The following is a 14,989-nucleotide window of genomic DNA, read 5'->3' on the forward strand; positions in this document are numbered from 1 at the left end:
ATGTGGGTATGGCTGCATAGATTCGGTTCACCGAAATATTTTTACACGGTGTCAGGCAAGTGGTTGCCGTGGGTGGCGGGTGCAACTGCGCTGCTGATTCTGGCCGGCTTGTATCTGGGCCTGTTCGCCTCGCCCGCCGATTATCAGCAACGCGACAGCGTACGCATCATGTACATCCACGTGCCGAGTGCGTGGAACTCCATGTTTATCTACCTGCTGATGGCGACGGCGGCGGCGATTGGTCTGGTCTGGAATATCAAACTGGCGGACATTGTTGCCGCAGTTTCGGCGCCTATCGGCGCATCGTTTACCTTCATCACGCTGGTGACCGGCTCGCTGTGGGGCAAGCCCATGTGGGGCACCTGGTGGGAGTGGGATGCGCGGCTTACGTCCGAACTGATTCTGCTGTTCCTGTATCTGGGCTACATCGCCCTGCAGTCGGCCTTCGAGGATCGTCGCACTGCTGCGCGCGCCTCTGCCGTACTCGCCATCGTCGGTGCGGTCAATGTGCCTATTATTTATTACTCGGTGCAGTGGTGGAATACCTTGCATCAGCCACAGAGTCTGGGAGTCGGGGTGTCTGCGATTCACTCCAGCATGCTGTGGCCACTGTTGCTCATGGCGCTGGGTTTCAAGCTGCTGTACGTGGTCATACTCCTGATGCGTACGCGCACCGAAGTACTCGAACGTGAGCGCAACGCGGCATGGGTGCAGGAATTGGCGCAGGAGTTGGCGGCAACGGATAAATCCTCTCCGGATACAACCAGGAGTAGCAATGAATATCGCTGAATTTTTCAATATGGGCGGCTACGCCCTGTATGTCTGGGGCTCGTATGGTGTGACCCTGGTGGTGCTGGCGCTGAATGTGCTGTTGGCGCGTCAGCAGCAGCGGCAGGTGGTGCGTATGCTGGTGCGCGGTGCACAACGCAACCGGGGGCAGGCATGACACCGCGCCGCCGCCGTTTAATGATTGTGTTGCTGATACTGCTGGCGGTAGGTGTGGCCGCAGCGCTGACGCTGAACGCCTTTCGCGGCAACCTGGTATTTTTCTACGGGCCGAGCCAGCTCGCGGGCGTAGAGAAGGTGCATGAGCGTAATTTGCGTCTTGGAGGCCTGGTGGAGCAGGGCAGCGTCAGGCGCGAAGACGACGGACTCACCGTACACTTTAATGTGACGGATAATGTGACCAGTGTCCCGGTTACCTACAAAGGTATATTGCCGGACTTGTTCCGCGAGGGTCAGGGGGTGGTCACCCAGGGCAAGTTAAATGTCGGCGGCCAGTTCATGGCCGACGAAGTGCTCGCCAAACATGATGAAAATTACATGCCTTCGGAAGTGGCCGAGGCGCTCAAACAAGCCAGTGAATCCGGTGCGCAAGCCCCGCAGCAGTTCACAGGCACACTGATGATGCAGGGAGGCTCTACCAAATGATACCTGAACTTGGCCATTTTGCGCTGATCATTGCGCTTGGTGTTGCGCTGGTGCAAACAGTGTTACCGCTGGTGGGTGCGACGCGCGGTAATTTGTCGTGGATGGCGGTGGCGCGGCCGGCGGCACGCGCCCAGTTTGTGTTTTTGCTGATTGCGTTTATTGCCCTCACGCATGCCTTCGTCGCCAATGATTTCTCTGTCTTGTACGTGGCCAGCAATTCCAACTCTGCCATGCCGTGGTACTACCGCGTGACGGCAGTATGGGGTGCGCATGAAGGTTCGTTGTTGCTGTGGGCACTTGTTTTGAGTGGCTGGATGCTGGCGGTGTCGTATTTCAGTCGCAATCTGCCACAGGATTTTGTGGCCCGCGTACTGGGTGTGATGGGCTTCATCAGCGTTGGCTTCCTGCTGTTCATGCTGCTGACCTCGAATCCGTTTGATCGCCTGGTTCCGGCAGCGCTTGAAGGGCGTGAGTTGAATCCGCTGCTGCAGGATCTCGGCCTGATTATTCACCCGCCCATGTTGTACATGGGCTATGTGGGTCTTTCTGTTGCCTTCAGCTTTGCCATTGCCGCCCTGCTGGGGGGCAGGCTCGACGCCGCCTGGGCGCGCTGGTCACGACCATGGACGACGGTGGCGTGGATATTTCTGACCTTCGGTATTATGCTGGGTAGCTGGTGGGCCTATTACGAACTGGGCTGGGGTGGCTGGTGGTTCTGGGATCCGGTGGAGAACGCCTCGTTCATGCCCTGGCTGGTGGCTACCGCGCTTATCCACTCGCTGGCGGTGACTGAAAAGCGGGGTGGTTTCAAGAGTTGGACCGTGTTGCTGGCGATCGTGGCTTTTTCGCTGTCACTGCTGGGAACCTTCCTGGTGCGCTCGGGCGTGCTGACATCGGTGCACGCCTTTGCCACCGATCCGGAGCGCGGTCTGTTCATATTGATTTTTCTGGGGCTGGTGGTGGGTATCTCGCTCGCGCTGTATGCGTGGCGGACACAGCGCGTGGGGCTGGGCGGCGACTTCGAACTGGTGTCGCGCGAGTCCATGCTGCTGGGCAACAACGTGCTGTTGCTGGTGGCGACGGCCAGCGTCCTGCTGGGCACCCTGTATCCGCTGATTGTCGACGCGCTGGGTCTGGGCAAGATATCCGTCGGCCCACCGTACTTTAATGCGGTGTTTATCCCGCTGATGGCGCCGCTGATCTTTCTTATGGGCATAGGCCCGGTGGCGCGCTGGAAGCAGGCCAGTATCCCCGATCTGGTAACACGCCTGCGCTGGGCGCTGCTGGTCAGTGTGGTGACGGCGCTGTTGCTGCCGGTGTTGCTGGGTACATGGTCAGTCATGATCAGTCTCGGTTTTTTCATGGCCTTCTGGATTATTCTCTCCAGCCTTAAAAATCTGTGGGATGTGGCCGGGCGCAATGGCCTGAGTGGTCTGGCGCGAGGTTTGCTCAATATCCCGCGCGGTTACTACGGCATGTTTTTCGCGCACCTTGGTGTGGCGATATTCGCGCTCGGTGTCTGCATCTCCGGCGGCTACAGCCAGGAGAAAGAGCAGCGTATGGAGCGGGGCGAGAGTGTGGAACTGGCAGGCTATTCATTTAGATTTGACGGCGTGCAGGATGTCAATGGACCGAATTACGCAGCCAAGGAGGGTGTGGTCGTGGTGAGCAAGGCAGGCAAGGAGTTGTTTACCATGCGGCCACAGAAACGCGTCTATCTGGTACAGAAGGATCCCACTACGGAAGCGAGCATAGACGCAGGGATGTTCCGTCATCTCTACGTTGCACTGGGTGAGCCGGTGGGCAACGAGGCGTGGAGTCTGCGGGTGTATTACAAGCCCTTCGTGCAATGGATCTGGATGGGCCCGCTGGTCATGATGCTGGGTGGTTTCCTTGCTGTGACCGATCGCCGTTATCGTCTGGCTACCCGCCGGGTGACGATGCCCGACGCAGCGGCAACGGCACAGGGCTAGCCGCATGCGCGCACGCTCTCTCGTCCCGCTCGGGATTTTCGCGGCTCTGGTCGTGTTGCTGTGGGCGGGCTTGTATCTGAATCCGCGTGAAGTGCCGTCGCCGCTCATTGGCAAACCCGCGCCGGAATTCATGTTGCCGCAGCTGCACGATCCCACACAGCAGATCGGCAGCAGGGACTTGCTGGGCAAGGTGACCCTGCTTAATGTCTGGGCATCCTGGTGCGCGGCCTGTCGTGAGGAGCATCCGCTGCTGGTGGCGTTGGCCAGAACCGGGCAGGTCAATATCTATGGGCTCAATTACAAGGATGCGCGTCAGGATGCGCTACGCTGGCTCAATGATCTGGGCAACCCCTATCTGGTGAGCGCGTTCGACGAGCAAGGCAACGTAGGCATCGATTACGGTGTGTATGGTGTGCCGGAAACCTACGTCATCGATCGCGCGGGGATCATCCGTTACAAGGTAATTGGACCGCTGACGGAACAAAACCTGAGAACCACGGTGCTGCCGCTGATCAAGGAGCTTGAGGGATGAAAAGGGTAATTGCACTGGTATTGATGCTGTACGGCGCCAGCTTGTGGGCGGCAACGTCGGCAGCGCAGGCCGAAGCGCTGGAGGCACGCTACCGGGTGCTGGCGTCCGAGCTGCGTTGCCTGGTGTGCCAGAACGAAAGCATTGCGGATTCGCATGCCGACCTGGCCAAGGATCTGCGTAACCAGGTGCGCGCAATGCTGGAGGATGGCAAGACCGACAAGGAAATCACCGATTATCTGGTGGCGCGCTACGGTGATTTCGTATTGTTTCGGCCGCGCTTCAAGGGCCTGACTGCAGTCCTCTGGCTGGGGCCGTTTATTCTGGCCGGGCTGGGTGCGCTGACGTTGATCTATTATGTGGTTCGACGTCACCGGCGCTCGGGTGATGTGCCGCTGACAGGGGGCGAGCAGCAGCGTCTGCACAGCCTGCTACAGGACGTACGAGGAGAGAACAAGGGATGAGTGTATTCTGGGTAGTGGCCGCGATGATGCTCATCATCGCGTTGGTCTTTCTGTTGCCTCCACTGTTGCGGCGCGAGAGTGAGGCTACGGTTGCGCGTGATACGCTCAACATAAGAATTTACCAGGATCAGCTGAGCGAGCTTGAGAACGACTTCAAAATAGGCACTATCAGTCCTGGGCAATTTGAGCAGGCGAACCGTGACCTGCAGCGTAAACTGCTGGAGGATGTCGCAAGCGATGCGCCACCTGCGCCAGGAGATGCTCCACGTTTGTTCGAAGGCCGCAGTACGGCGCTGGCGATAGCGCTGATCGTGCCTTTGCTCAGTATCGGGTTGTACCTGCAACTGGACCACACGCGTGAAAATCGTACTGCGCCGCCCAGAGCGGACGGCTCGGGCGGGTTTTCGCCGGAGATGATGGTGCAACGTCTTGAGCAGCGCCTGAAGGATAACCCGGGCGATGGCTCGGACTGGTTGATGCTGGCCCGTTCATACAGTGTGCAGGGGCGTTATGCCGATGCGACTGCGGCCTATGCCAAGGCATTGCCACTAGTTGGCGAGCAGCCAGATCTGCTGACGGATTATGCCGAGATGATGGCCTTGAGCCGTCCCAATCAGGATCTGTCCGGCAAGCCCAGTGAGCTTTTCACCCAGGCCCTGGCGCTGGATGGCAACCACCCCAAGGCGCTATGGCTGTCGGGCATGGCGGCCTTTCAGCAACAGGATTATACGAGGGCCGCGAGTACGTGGCGGCGCTTGTTGACACTAATGCCGGCGGACGTTGAAGGCCTGCAGACTGTGCGACAGCACATTGCCGAGGCCGAAGACCGTGCGTCAGCAGCCAAGCCGGCATCGGATAAATAATGGCGACGGGTATGTGTGCGTGTATGCCTTGCCACCCTCCGAAGGTGAGGAAATGAAATAAGGTATATACTTGAATATTGTGTTGTAAGTTATGTAGTTTTACCTTGGTGCTCCTGAGCGAGACAGGATTTTCTGCATGGAAACGTATCAAAGTGAGCAAGAACAGGTTGAGGCGCTGAAAAAATGGTGGCGTGAGAATACCGTTGCCGTTGTCGGCGGGGTAGTTCTCGGGCTCGGTGTGGCATTTGCTGTCTGGGCCTGGCGTGACTATCACAACAATCAGGCCATACAGGCATCTGCGGAGTACGAACAGTTGATGGGTGATGTCAGGCGCGGTGCAGCGCAAGAAGCCCTGGAGCGTAGCGAACGGATCATGCGCGAATATGGCGGCACACCTTACGCCGTGTTTGCCGCGCTGGTCAGCGCCAGGATTGCACTCGATAATGGCGACAATACGGCAGCACGCCAACAATTGGAATGGGCGCTGGCGCATGCGAGTGAACCCGCAGTGGAGCAGCTGGCGCGATTACGCCTTGCGCGTGTGATGCTGGATCAGGACGATGCCGAAGCTGCGCTCAAGCTTATACACAATGCCGATGCTGGGGGCTATCGCGCCGACTATGATGCTGTGTTGGGGGACATTTACCTTGCTCTCAAGCAGATGGAGCAGTCACGTAGCGCCTACCAAAAGGCGCGGCAGGCAATGCCTGCAAACAGCGAGCAAGCCGCTCTAATCCAGATGAAACTGGATGATCTGGGTGCGGTGGATAGCCAGGCCCCAGTTCAGCCATGATACGTACTGTTGCAATAGCCCTCTTCGCGATCGCTGTCAGCGGCTGCGGCGCTGTTAATGATTTCATGCGCGGCAAAGACAATGCCGAGCCAGCCGCACCCCTGACGGTTTTACAGAACAGTGTCCAGGTGCAGACGGTCTGGTCGGCACGCGTCGGCTCGGGCAGCGACGACGAGTATTTCAAACTGACCCCTAACGTTGCCAACGGCAAGGTGTTCGTTGCAGACCGCAAGGGGCGCATCAGTGCTTATGATGCGTTGACCGGGCGCGCACTGTGGAGCATGGAGAGCAAGGCGCCGGTTTCCGGTGGCCCCGGCAGTGGCGATGGGGCAGTGTTCGTGGGCACCAGTGACGGCGAAGTGCTGGCGCTGGAGGAAGGCAATGGCGAGCTGCGCTGGCGTGCGCGTGTACCGAGTGAAGTCCTCTCTGCGCCAACAGCAGCACACGGAGTTGTTGTGGTGCGTACGGTAGACGGTAAGCTGCTGGGGCTCGATGTGCGCGAGGGTAAGCGCCTGTGGGCACATGACAGTACTGTACCCGCGCTTACATTGCGCAGTACCAGCGCGCCGGTCATTGTCGCCGACAAGGTGCTGGGTGGGTTTGCCAGCGGTCGGCTGGTTGCGCTGTCGATCAGTGACGGCAGGGTGTTGTGGGAGACCGTGATTGCGGAGCCGCGCGGCCGTTCAGAGCTGGAGCGGCTGGTGGATATCAGCGCCGAACCGCGTGTGATTGATCAAACAGTCTATGTGTCGAGCTATCAAGGCCGCATTGCCGCGCTGGATATTGAATCCGGAAGACTGATGTGGACGCGTGCTATGTCATCGTATGCCGGGTTGTCGGTGGACGAGCACGCCGTGTATGTCACCGATGACAAGGGACAGATTTTCAGCCTGGATCGGCGCGACGGGCGTGCGCTCTGGAAGCAGGACAAACTGCGTGCCCGCGCAGTTACGGCGCCTGCTGTATACAACGACTACGTGGTGACGGGTGATTTTGAAGGTTACCTGCACTGGATGACGCGGACTGACGGCGGGTTTGTGGCGCGTGTGCGCATCGATAAGGCTGGCATCATCACGTCGCCTACGGTGGCAGGTGACCTGCTCTACGTGAATGGCAGGGGCGGAGTTCTTGCAGCACTGCGTATTTCCAGAAAGTAGCGGGTGGCGAGTGGCCAGTAGAAGAATACAATTGATCGGCTCTGGTTTCTTGACCCTCGCCACTCGCTACTCACCACTGCCTTAAACATGAAACCTGTCGTCGCACTCGTAGGCCGGCCCAATGTCGGCAAGTCCACATTGTTTAATCGCCTGACCCGCACGCGTAGCGCGCTGGTGGCAGACATGCCCGGCCTCACGCGTGATCGTATTTACGGCGACGGCAGCGTGGATGGCGGTCGCCCGTTTTTTGTGGTGGATACCGGAGGCCTTGGCTCGGATCAGGCAGGTATCGAGGCGCTGGCGGCAGAGCAGACCTGGGTTGCGGTCGAGGAGTCGGATGTAACGCTGCTGATTGTGGATGGACGTGCGGGGCTGACAGACGAGGATGCACGCATAGCTAAACGTCTGCGGCGTGCAGGCAAGCCGGTGGTTCTGGTGGTGAACAAGGGCGAGGGCCGCGAACCCGCCGTGGTGGCAGCCGATTTCCATGCCCTGGGCTGGGGTGAGCCGCATGTTATTTCCGCCGCGCACGGTAGCGGCGTGGAAGAGCTGATGCTGGGGGTGCTGGCAGATTTTCCGCCGGAGGAGAACCAGGTACCAGACCCCGAGACCCCCAAAAGTATCCGGCTTGCGGTGGTGGGTCGTCCCAATGCAGGGAAATCGACCCTGATCAATCGCCTGTTGGGTGAAGAGCGTGTGCTGGCGTTTGATGCGCCCGGCACTACACGCGACAGCATCTATATTCCCTTTGAACGCAAGGGCACACACTACACGCTTATCGACACGGCGGGTGTGCGCAGAAAGAGCCGGGTGGGCGAAGGTATCGAGAAGCTGAGCGTGATCAAGACACTGCGTGCCATTGATGATGCCAATGTGATTATCCTGATGCTTGATGCTACGGAAGGTGTCACGGAGCTGGATGCGTCGTTGCTGGGGTTGGTGCTGGAGTCGGGGCGAGCGCTGGTGATCGCCGTAAACAAGTGGGATGGCGCGGATGCGGATCAGCGCGCGCGGATCAAGCAGGAGTTTGAGCGTAGACTGTCATTTGTGGATTTTGCCCGTACGCATTTCATCTCGGCACTGCGCGGTACACGGGTGGCGGAATTATTCACTTCGGTAGACAAGGCCTATGCCTCGGCCATGCGCAAGCTGGAAACCGGGGAGCTGACACGCCTGCTGGAAAAGGCGCTGGCCGCTCATCAGCCGCCACTGGTGCAGGGCCGCAGTATCAAGCTGCGTTATGCGCATCAGGGGGGGCACAATCCGCCGGTGATTGTGATTCACGGCAACCGTATTATATCGGTTCCTGAATCATACAAACGTTATCTGGTGAACAGCTTCCGCAGTGCACTCAAGCTGGTGGGGACGCCCCTGAGGGTGGAGTTCCGGAGCGGGGACAACCCCTACGCGAGCAAGCCGCGCGGCTGACTACGGCGCGATCAGGTGCTTGGCGCCGGGATCGAAGGCCTCCTCATCGTCATCGTCGTCTTCCTCGCGGGGCGCTGCTACGCCATCGCGAATCAGACTGTCACGTCGCTGCAAATAGGCCTCGCGCGTGAAAACATAGGGGTCAAGTGCGGCTGCTTCCAGCACGCGTTCTGCACCCAGGAAGCGCGCACGTCGGTCGATGATCTTGATCGCCCATAGCTGGTTGCGCTCGGCGACATCAGAGTGGTGCTGGAGTAGATCGAACTGTGCATCCACATACAGCCCTATGCCGTCACGCACCGTGCTGGGGCCAAAGAATGGCAACACCAGGTAGTAGCCTCTGCCAAAACCCCAATAGCCGAACGTCTGGCCAAAGTCCTCGTTATTTGCCTCGAGGCCCATGGGGGTGGCGATGTCGATCAGGCCAGCCAGTCCGAAGGTCGAGTTATAGATAAAGCGTTGTAGATCTTCAGCGCCTTGCTCAAACTTGCCTTGCAGGAATGAGTTGATGATGACGATGGGGTAGGCAAGATTGTTGAAGAAATTGCCCACGCCGGTACGCGCTGGCTGTGGTATGGCAGTCTCATAGCCCACGGCGAGAGGCTTGATCAGGGCCTTGTCGACCGTCTCGTTAAAGCCGTACATCGCCCGGTTGAAGCCCTCTAGCGGGTCATTTTTGTCATCCGTGTGCTGGTTGACGGCGCAACCGGAGAGCAGCGTGAAGGCGACTGCAAGCCCCAGACAGGGTGTCAGCTTGGCAAGGTGTATAGGATTCATGTGCCTTATCTTTAAACTATTATTTGATGTTTTTTCATGGCCACAGGAAGGTAACGCTCCCCAGCACAGCACGATTATGACATAAATCGCCCGCTATTCAATATCGGCAGCCGGGGCCGAAGGGTGAGGGGTGGTTGGGGCCAGAAACAGGGCTGGGTCGACCATGGCCTGGTTCAGGCTCACCCCCCAGTGCAGGTGGGGGCCGGTGGCGCGCCCGGACATGCCTACCGTGCCCAGGGCTTCGCCATGGCCGAGTTGCTGGCCGGGTTGGACATCGATGCGCAAGAGGTGGCAGTACATGGTCACCAGTCCCTGGCCGTGGTCAATAAACACCGTATTGCCGTTAAAGAAGTAGTCGCCGGTACTGATTACCGTGCCTGCTGCCGGGGCGGCCACCGGCGTGCCTTGCGTGGCGGCGATGTCGAGCCCGCTGTGGGGTTTGCGCGGCTGGCCGTTGAAGTAGCGACGCAGGCCGAAGGAACTGCTGCTGCGGCCATCGACGGGCAGGGTGAAGGTGGTCTCGACGGAGGCGGCCTCGCTCCAGTGGGCCAGTGCGGCCTTGATCTCGGCTGTTTCATGCTGGATGCGCACCAAGTCTTCCGCTGTCGGTTCTACCTTGCGTTTGTCCTTGAGTGTGAGATGCTGGGTGGCGTAAGCCTTGTCGCGCACCTGGAAGGGGAGTGTTTGCGCCTTGCTGCCCTGTTGCACGCGTACGCTGTACTCACCGGCCGGGGTGTCGAGCGGAAGACCCACCACCGCCTGCCACTGACCGCCCTCGCGCACGACCAGCACCCGCACGCCATTGAAGCTCACCTGCGGTGCGCGATCACTGCTGCCTGCTGCCAGCGGGAGAATGGCGATGCCACCCGGCACCGGCTCGGCCTGCGGCAATCCCAGTGCAGGCAGCGGCAGGATGAGCAGTACGACCCGTAACAGCCTATTCATCTAAGGTTTTCTCAACATGACAGAGCAGGCGGCCCGTACCCAGCCGGGCCTCGATGCGGTCTCCGGGACTGACGTCATGCGCCGAGCGCAGCAGTGCATGCTGCGGCAGTCGCTGCACAATGGCATAGCCACGCGCCAGCGTCGCGAGTGGGCTGACGCCCTCCAGTGCACGGGTGAGGGTGGTAAGGCGCGCGCGCTGCTGCCCCAATTGATATCGCATGGCCGAGCCCAGCCGCAGTGTCAGTGTGTCATGCAGGACACGCAAGCGCTGTAGGCGGTAGCGCGGGGTCTGGTGCTGGAGCCGCAGTTGCAACTCCGCGATGCGCCGCCTGTGCTGCTGTAGCAGTGCTGACCGGGCGCGGTGCAGGCGTTGCTCCAGGCCATCGAGCTGTTGCGCGCGTTCGCGCAGGCGCTGGCCGGGGTGCTGCAGGCGTTGCTGCAGAAAGCGCAGCGATTGTTGTGACTGAGTGATTTGGGTGCGCAGCAGGAACGTCAGCCGCGCCTGCAAGCGTGCGAGCGTCTGCCGCCATACCCCTGTCTCGGGGCTGACCAGTTCCGCCGCTGCGGTGGGGGTAGGTGCGCGCTGGTCGGCAACCAGGTCGGCAATGGTGAGGTCAATCTCATGGCCGATGCCGGTGACGACGGGGATACCGCAGGCATGAATGGCGTGCGCCACCACCTCTTCATTGAAGGCCCACAAGTCTTCGAGTGAACCGCCGCCGCGTGCCACAATCAGTACATCGCAGTCGCGGCGTTGGTCGGCGAGGCGGATAGCGGCCGCGATTTTCTCTGCCGCAACTGCGCCTTGCACCGGCACCGGATAAATCAGCACCGGCAGGGCAGGGAAGCGGCGGCGTAACGTGGTGAGGATGTCGCGCACGGCGGCGCCGGTGGGCGAGGTGATGACACCGATGCGCTGTGGCAGGGCAGGCAGCGATTGTTTATGCGCCGGGTCGAACAGCCCTGCCGCCGCGAGGCGTTGTTTGAGCTGCTCGAAGGCGCGCAGCAGGGCGCCGTCCCCGGCCTGTTCCAGGTGCTCGACGATGAGCTGATATTCACCCCGCTGCTCGTACAGGCTCACGTTCACCCGTGCCAGTACCTGCATGCCGTTTTCGGGCGTGAACGGCAGCCGCGTGCGGTTGCGGAACAGCGCGCAACGCACCTGTGCCGCCGCGTCCTTGAGTGCGAAATAGAGGTGCCCGGAGCTGGGGCGGGCGAGGTTGGAAATCTCCCCCTCCACCCAGATCAGCGGGAAAGTGCCTTCCAGCAGCTCACAGGCCTCCCGGTTCAGGCGGGAAACACTGTAGACATCACGTTGCAGGACGGTTTCGGGGGTCGGGAGGCTCATAATATAGCGTGAATCATAGCTCAATCAATGCGATTTGCCCTATAATTAGCCGCTTGGTTTTATCTGGAACCCTGCCATGCGCGTAGTAGCCGAGCAAGGTCTGACCTTTGATGATGTGCTGCTGGTGCCGGCGCATTCTAATCTCTTGCCCAAGCAGGCCGAGCTCGGCAGCTGGCTCACGCGCGAAATCAAGCTCCATATCCCCCTGCTGTCTGCCGCCATGGACAGCGTTACCGAGGCCCGACTTGCCATCAGCATGGCACAGGAAGGCGGCATCGGCATCGTACACAAAAACATGAGCATCGAAGAGCAGGCGCGACAGGTGCGTCTGGTCAAGAAATTTGAGAGTGGCGTCATCAAGGACCCGGTCTGTGTGTCGCCTGATACCAGCATCGGCGAGGTGCTCGCCATCACCCGCGCCAACAACATCTCCGGCGTGCCAATCGTGGAAGGCACGAAGCTGGTAGGTATCGTCACCGGGCGCGACTTGCGCTTCGAGCCACAGAGTGACGCGCCCGTCTCCAGCATCATGACGCCCAAGGAACGACTGGTCACGGTGCGCGAAGGCGCCGAGCGTGAAGAAGTGGTGCAACTGCTGCACCAGCACCGCATTGAGAAGGTGCTGGTGGTGAACGACAAATTTCAGTTGCGCGGCCTGATCACCTTCAAGGACATCCAGAAGGCCAAGGAAAATCCCTACGCCTGCAAGGACTCACAGGGGCGCTTGCGGGTCGGTGCCGCCGTCGGCACCGGCGCGGAGACCGATGAGCGCGTCGCTGCGCTGGTGGAGGCTGGTGTGGACGTGATCGTGGTGGACACTGCGCACGGCCACTCGCAGTTTGTCATCGACCGCGTGCGCCAGTTGCGCAAGGCCTACCGCGACCTGCAAATCATCGGCGGCAACGTCGCCACCGGCGCGGCGGCACTGGCGCTGGTCGAGGCGGGTGCTGACGGCATCAAGGTCGGCATCGGCCCGGGCTCGATCTGCACCACGCGCATCGTCACCGGTGTGGGTGTGCCGCAGATGAGCGCGGTCATGGATGTCGCCAAGGCGCTGGCGTCCAGTGGTGTGCCGCTGATTTCCGATGGCGGTATACGTTACTCGGGCGATCTGGCCAAGGCGCTGGCCGCAGGCGCGTACTCGGTCATGATTGGCAGCCTGTTCGCGGGCACCGAAGAGGCGCCGGGCGAGGTCGAGTTGTATCAGGGTCGTTCCTATAAATCCTACCGCGGCATGGGTTCGCTCGGCGCCATGACGCAGGGGCGCGGCGCCAGCGAGCGTTACTTTCAGGACGACATCGGGCAGGCCGAAAAACTGGTGCCGGAAGGCATCGAAGGCCGTGTGCCCTACAAAGGCAGCATGCACGCCATCGTGCACCAGCTCATGGGCGGGTTGCGCGCCAGCATGGGCTATACCGGTTGCCGCACCATCGATGCCCTGCGCACCAAGCCGCACTTCGTGCGCGTCAGCACAGCGGGCATGCGCGAGAGCCATGTGCACGATGTAACCATCACCAAGGAAGCGCCGAATTACAGGATAGATTAAATACAGTAACGAGTGACGAGTAGCCATGAAAAACAAAGGTCTTTACTCGCTACTCGCCACTAGGCTACTCGCCACTGTTTTTTTATGATTAACATTCACGCCGACCGCATCCTCATCCTCGACTTCGGGTCGCAATACACCCAACTTATCGCCCGCCGCGTGCGTGAGTTCGGCGTCTATTGCGAGATACACCCGTGGGACATCAGCGACGACGCGCTGCGCGCCTTTGCCCCCAGAGGCGTGATTCTCTCCGGCGGGCCGGAGTCGGTGACGCTGGCCGGTACCCCGCGCGCCCCGCAGGCGGTGTTTACCCTCGGTGTGCCGGTGCTCGGCATCTGCTACGGTATGCAGACCATGGCGGCACAGCTGGGGGGCGAGGTCGAGAGTTCCGAGCAGCGCGAGTTTGGTTACGCCGAGGTACGCGCACGCGGTCATACCGAACTGCTGCGCGATATCGAAGACCGCACCAATGCGGAAGGCCACGGCCTGCTCGATGTGTGGATGAGTCACGGCGACCGCGTGTCACGGCTGCCGGAGGGTTTCAAGGCCATGGCAAGTACGCCGTCCGCGCCGCTCGCAGGCATGGCCGACGAGGCGCGTCATTTTTACGGCCTGCAATTCCATCCCGAGGTTACCCACACACGCCAGGGCGCGCGCATCCTCCAGCGCTTTGCGCTGGACATCTGTGGCTGTGCCGCACTGTGGACCGCGCACAACATCATCGAAGACAGCATCGCGCAGGTGCGCCAGCAGGTAGGTGATAGCGAAGTGCTGTTGGGGTTGTCCGGCGGTGTGGATTCCTCCGTAGTGGCCGCGCTGTTGCATAAGGCCATCGGCGATCAGCTCACCTGTGTATTCGTGGACAACGGTCTGCTGCGCCTGCATGAAGGCGATCAGGTGATGGCGACCTTTGCCAAACACATGGGCATCAAGGTATTGCGGGTAGATGCCGAGGAACGTTTTCTCGCTGCGCTGAAGGGGGTGGCCGACCCGGAAGACAAGCGCAAACACATCGGCCGCCTGTTTATCGACGTGTTTGATGAAGAAGCCGCCAAGCTGCGCAACATTCAATGGCTGGCGCAGGGCACCATCTACCCCGATGTGATTGAATCGGCCGCCGCCAAATCGGGCAAGGCGCATGTCATCAAGTCACACCACAACGTCGGCGGCCTGCCGGAAAAGATGAAGTTGCAACTGGTCGAGCCGTTGCGCGAACTGTTCAAGGACGAAGTACGTCGGCTCGGCCTGGAGCTGGGGCTGCCGTATGAAATGGTCTACCGCCACCCATTCCCCGGCCCCGGCCTCGGCGTGCGCATTCTGGGCGAGGTGCAAAAGACCTATGCCGACACCCTGCGCAAGGCGGACGCCATCCTCATGGAAGAACTGCACAGGCACGCGCTGTACGACAAGGTGAGTCAGGCCTTTGCGGTGTTCCTGCCGGTGAAATCGGTGGGCGTGATGGGCGACGCGCGGCGCTATGACCACGTGATTGCCCTGCGCGCCGTGGAAACGGTGGATTTCATGACTGCCCACTGGGCGCACCTGCCCTATGACGTGCTCGACACCATCTCCACCCGCATCATCAACGAAGTGCCCGGCGTCAGCCGCGTGGTCTATGACATTTCCGGCAAGCCGCCCGCAACAATAGAGTGGGAGTGAGGGGCCTCTGGCCGTGGCGGTGGATGGCTGTTCGGTCTATTTCTCTCGCTCGCAATTTCGGTGTCTTTGAATGCAC

15 protein-coding genes are annotated in these 14,989 nt (G+C 60.4%); 12 read left to right on the forward strand and 3 right to left on the reverse strand.

Annotation, left to right across the window (positions count from 1 at the left end; genetic code table 11):
- The 10 genes from Q8L89_02530 to der all read left to right on the forward strand — a co-directional run bounded on the left by Q8L89_02530 (position 1) and on the right by der (position 8,638).
- Positions 1–789, forward strand: coding sequence for a heme ABC transporter permease (locus Q8L89_02530; GenBank protein ID MDP1707932.1), 789 nt, complete (start codon positions 1–3; stop codon positions 787–789).
- Positions 776–946 (forward strand): heme exporter protein CcmD, encoded by a 171-nt coding sequence (ccmD, locus tag Q8L89_02535; protein MDP1707933.1) that lies wholly within the window; start codon positions 776–778, stop codon positions 944–946. The genes Q8L89_02530 and ccmD overlap by 14 nt, the downstream gene beginning before the upstream one ends.
- Positions 943–1,431, forward strand: coding sequence for a cytochrome c maturation protein CcmE (ccmE, locus tag Q8L89_02540; GenBank protein ID MDP1707934.1), 489 nt, complete (start codon positions 943–945; stop codon positions 1,429–1,431). Before ccmD ends, ccmE begins: the two co-directional genes overlap by 4 nt.
- Positions 1,428–3,404 (forward strand): heme lyase CcmF/NrfE family subunit, encoded by a 1,977-nt coding sequence (locus Q8L89_02545; GenBank protein MDP1707935.1) that lies wholly within the window; start codon positions 1,428–1,430, stop codon positions 3,402–3,404. The genes ccmE and Q8L89_02545 overlap by 4 nt, the downstream gene beginning before the upstream one ends.
- 4 nt (positions 3,405–3,408) lie before the next feature.
- Positions 3,409–3,936, forward strand: coding sequence for a DsbE family thiol:disulfide interchange protein (locus Q8L89_02550; GenBank protein MDP1707936.1), 528 nt, complete (start codon positions 3,409–3,411; stop codon positions 3,934–3,936).
- On the forward strand, positions 3,933–4,397 hold the full coding sequence (locus tag Q8L89_02555; protein MDP1707937.1) for a cytochrome c-type biogenesis protein CcmH: 465 nt from the start codon (positions 3,933–3,935) through the stop codon (positions 4,395–4,397). Before Q8L89_02550 ends, Q8L89_02555 begins: the two co-directional genes overlap by 4 nt.
- Positions 4,394–5,260 (forward strand): c-type cytochrome biogenesis protein CcmI, encoded by an 867-nt coding sequence (ccmI, locus tag Q8L89_02560; protein ID MDP1707938.1) that lies wholly within the window; start codon positions 4,394–4,396, stop codon positions 5,258–5,260. The genes Q8L89_02555 and ccmI overlap by 4 nt, the downstream gene beginning before the upstream one ends.
- A 136-nt stretch (positions 5,261–5,396) precedes the next feature.
- Positions 5,397–6,053, forward strand: coding sequence for a tetratricopeptide repeat protein (locus Q8L89_02565; protein MDP1707939.1), 657 nt, complete (start codon positions 5,397–5,399; stop codon positions 6,051–6,053).
- A complete protein-coding gene (bamB, locus tag Q8L89_02570) occupies positions 6,050–7,210 on the forward strand; it encodes an outer membrane protein assembly factor BamB (protein MDP1707940.1) in 1,161 nt (386 codons plus the stop codon). The genes Q8L89_02565 and bamB overlap by 4 nt, the downstream gene beginning before the upstream one ends.
- Positions 7,211–7,297: 87 nt before the next feature.
- Positions 7,298–8,638, forward strand: coding sequence for a ribosome biogenesis GTPase Der (der, locus tag Q8L89_02575; protein MDP1707941.1), 1,341 nt, complete (start codon positions 7,298–7,300; stop codon positions 8,636–8,638).
- On the opposite strand, the gene Q8L89_02580 is transcribed toward der, so the two are convergent.
- The 3 genes from Q8L89_02580 to xseA all read right to left on the reverse strand — a co-directional run bounded on the left by Q8L89_02580 (position 8,639) and on the right by xseA (position 11,708).
- Positions 8,639–9,415: a VacJ family lipoprotein gene (locus Q8L89_02580; GenBank protein ID MDP1707942.1), complete on the reverse strand. Its 777-nt coding sequence runs from the start codon at positions 9,413–9,415 to the stop codon at positions 8,639–8,641.
- Positions 9,416–9,508: 93 nt separating this feature from the next.
- Positions 9,509–10,360: a peptidoglycan DD-metalloendopeptidase family protein gene (locus tag Q8L89_02585; protein MDP1707943.1), complete on the reverse strand. Its 852-nt coding sequence runs from the start codon at positions 10,358–10,360 to the stop codon at positions 9,509–9,511.
- Positions 10,353–11,708: an exodeoxyribonuclease VII large subunit gene (gene xseA / locus Q8L89_02590; GenBank protein MDP1707944.1), complete on the reverse strand. Its 1,356-nt coding sequence runs from the start codon at positions 11,706–11,708 to the stop codon at positions 10,353–10,355. The genes Q8L89_02585 and xseA overlap by 8 nt, the downstream gene beginning before the upstream one ends.
- Positions 11,709–11,784: 76 nt before the next feature.
- Between xseA and guaB the strand changes: the two genes are divergently transcribed.
- Entirely contained in the window at positions 11,785–13,254 is a 1,470-nt protein-coding gene (gene guaB, locus Q8L89_02595) for an IMP dehydrogenase (GenBank protein ID MDP1707945.1), read from the forward strand.
- A gap of 84 nt (positions 13,255–13,338) precedes the next feature.
- Complete coding sequence (gene guaA, locus Q8L89_02600) at positions 13,339–14,913, forward strand: glutamine-hydrolyzing GMP synthase (GenBank protein ID MDP1707946.1); 1,575 nt, start codon at positions 13,339–13,341, stop codon at positions 14,911–14,913.
- The last annotated feature ends 76 nt before the right edge of the window (positions 14,914–14,989 follow it).

This window comes from Gammaproteobacteria bacterium, assembly GCA_030680605.1.
In the GTDB taxonomy this organism is placed as follows: Bacteria; Pseudomonadota; Gammaproteobacteria; order SURF-13; family SURF-13; genus JAQBXX01.

Bases quoted from the DNA above. Each gene is read 5' to 3' on its own strand.
- der (MDP1707941.1), top strand. From the start codon at position 7,298: ATGAAACCTGTCGTCGCACTCGTAGGCCGGCCCAATGTCGGCAAGTCC.
- Q8L89_02555 (MDP1707937.1), top strand. From the start codon at position 3,933: ATGAAAAGGGTAATTGCACTGGTATTGATGCTGTACGGCGCCAGCTTG.
- guaB (MDP1707945.1), top strand. From the start codon at position 11,785: ATGCGCGTAGTAGCCGAGCAAGGTCTGACCTTTGATGATGTGCTGCTG.
- Q8L89_02585 (MDP1707943.1), bottom strand. From the start codon at position 10,360: ATGAATAGGCTGTTACGGGTCGTACTGCTCATCCTGCCGCTGCCTGCA.
- Q8L89_02545 (MDP1707935.1), top strand. From the start codon at position 1,428: ATGATACCTGAACTTGGCCATTTTGCGCTGATCATTGCGCTTGGTGTT.
- Q8L89_02565 (MDP1707939.1), top strand. From the start codon at position 5,397: ATGGAAACGTATCAAAGTGAGCAAGAACAGGTTGAGGCGCTGAAAAAA.
- guaA (MDP1707946.1), top strand. From the start codon at position 13,339: ATGATTAACATTCACGCCGACCGCATCCTCATCCTCGACTTCGGGTCG.
- xseA (MDP1707944.1), bottom strand. From the start codon at position 11,708: ATGAGCCTCCCGACCCCCGAAACCGTCCTGCAACGTGATGTCTACAGT.
- ccmE (MDP1707934.1), top strand. From the start codon at position 943: ATGACACCGCGCCGCCGCCGTTTAATGATTGTGTTGCTGATACTGCTG.
- bamB (MDP1707940.1), top strand. From the start codon at position 6,050: ATGATACGTACTGTTGCAATAGCCCTCTTCGCGATCGCTGTCAGCGGC.
- Q8L89_02530 (MDP1707932.1), top strand. From the start codon at position 1: ATGTGGGTATGGCTGCATAGATTCGGTTCACCGAAATATTTTTACACG.
- ccmI (MDP1707938.1), top strand. From the start codon at position 4,394: ATGAGTGTATTCTGGGTAGTGGCCGCGATGATGCTCATCATCGCGTTG.
- Q8L89_02580 (MDP1707942.1), bottom strand. From the start codon at position 9,415: ATGAATCCTATACACCTTGCCAAGCTGACACCCTGTCTGGGGCTTGCA.
- Q8L89_02550 (MDP1707936.1), top strand. From the start codon at position 3,409: ATGCGCGCACGCTCTCTCGTCCCGCTCGGGATTTTCGCGGCTCTGGTC.
- ccmD (MDP1707933.1), top strand. From the start codon at position 776: ATGAATATCGCTGAATTTTTCAATATGGGCGGCTACGCCCTGTATGTC.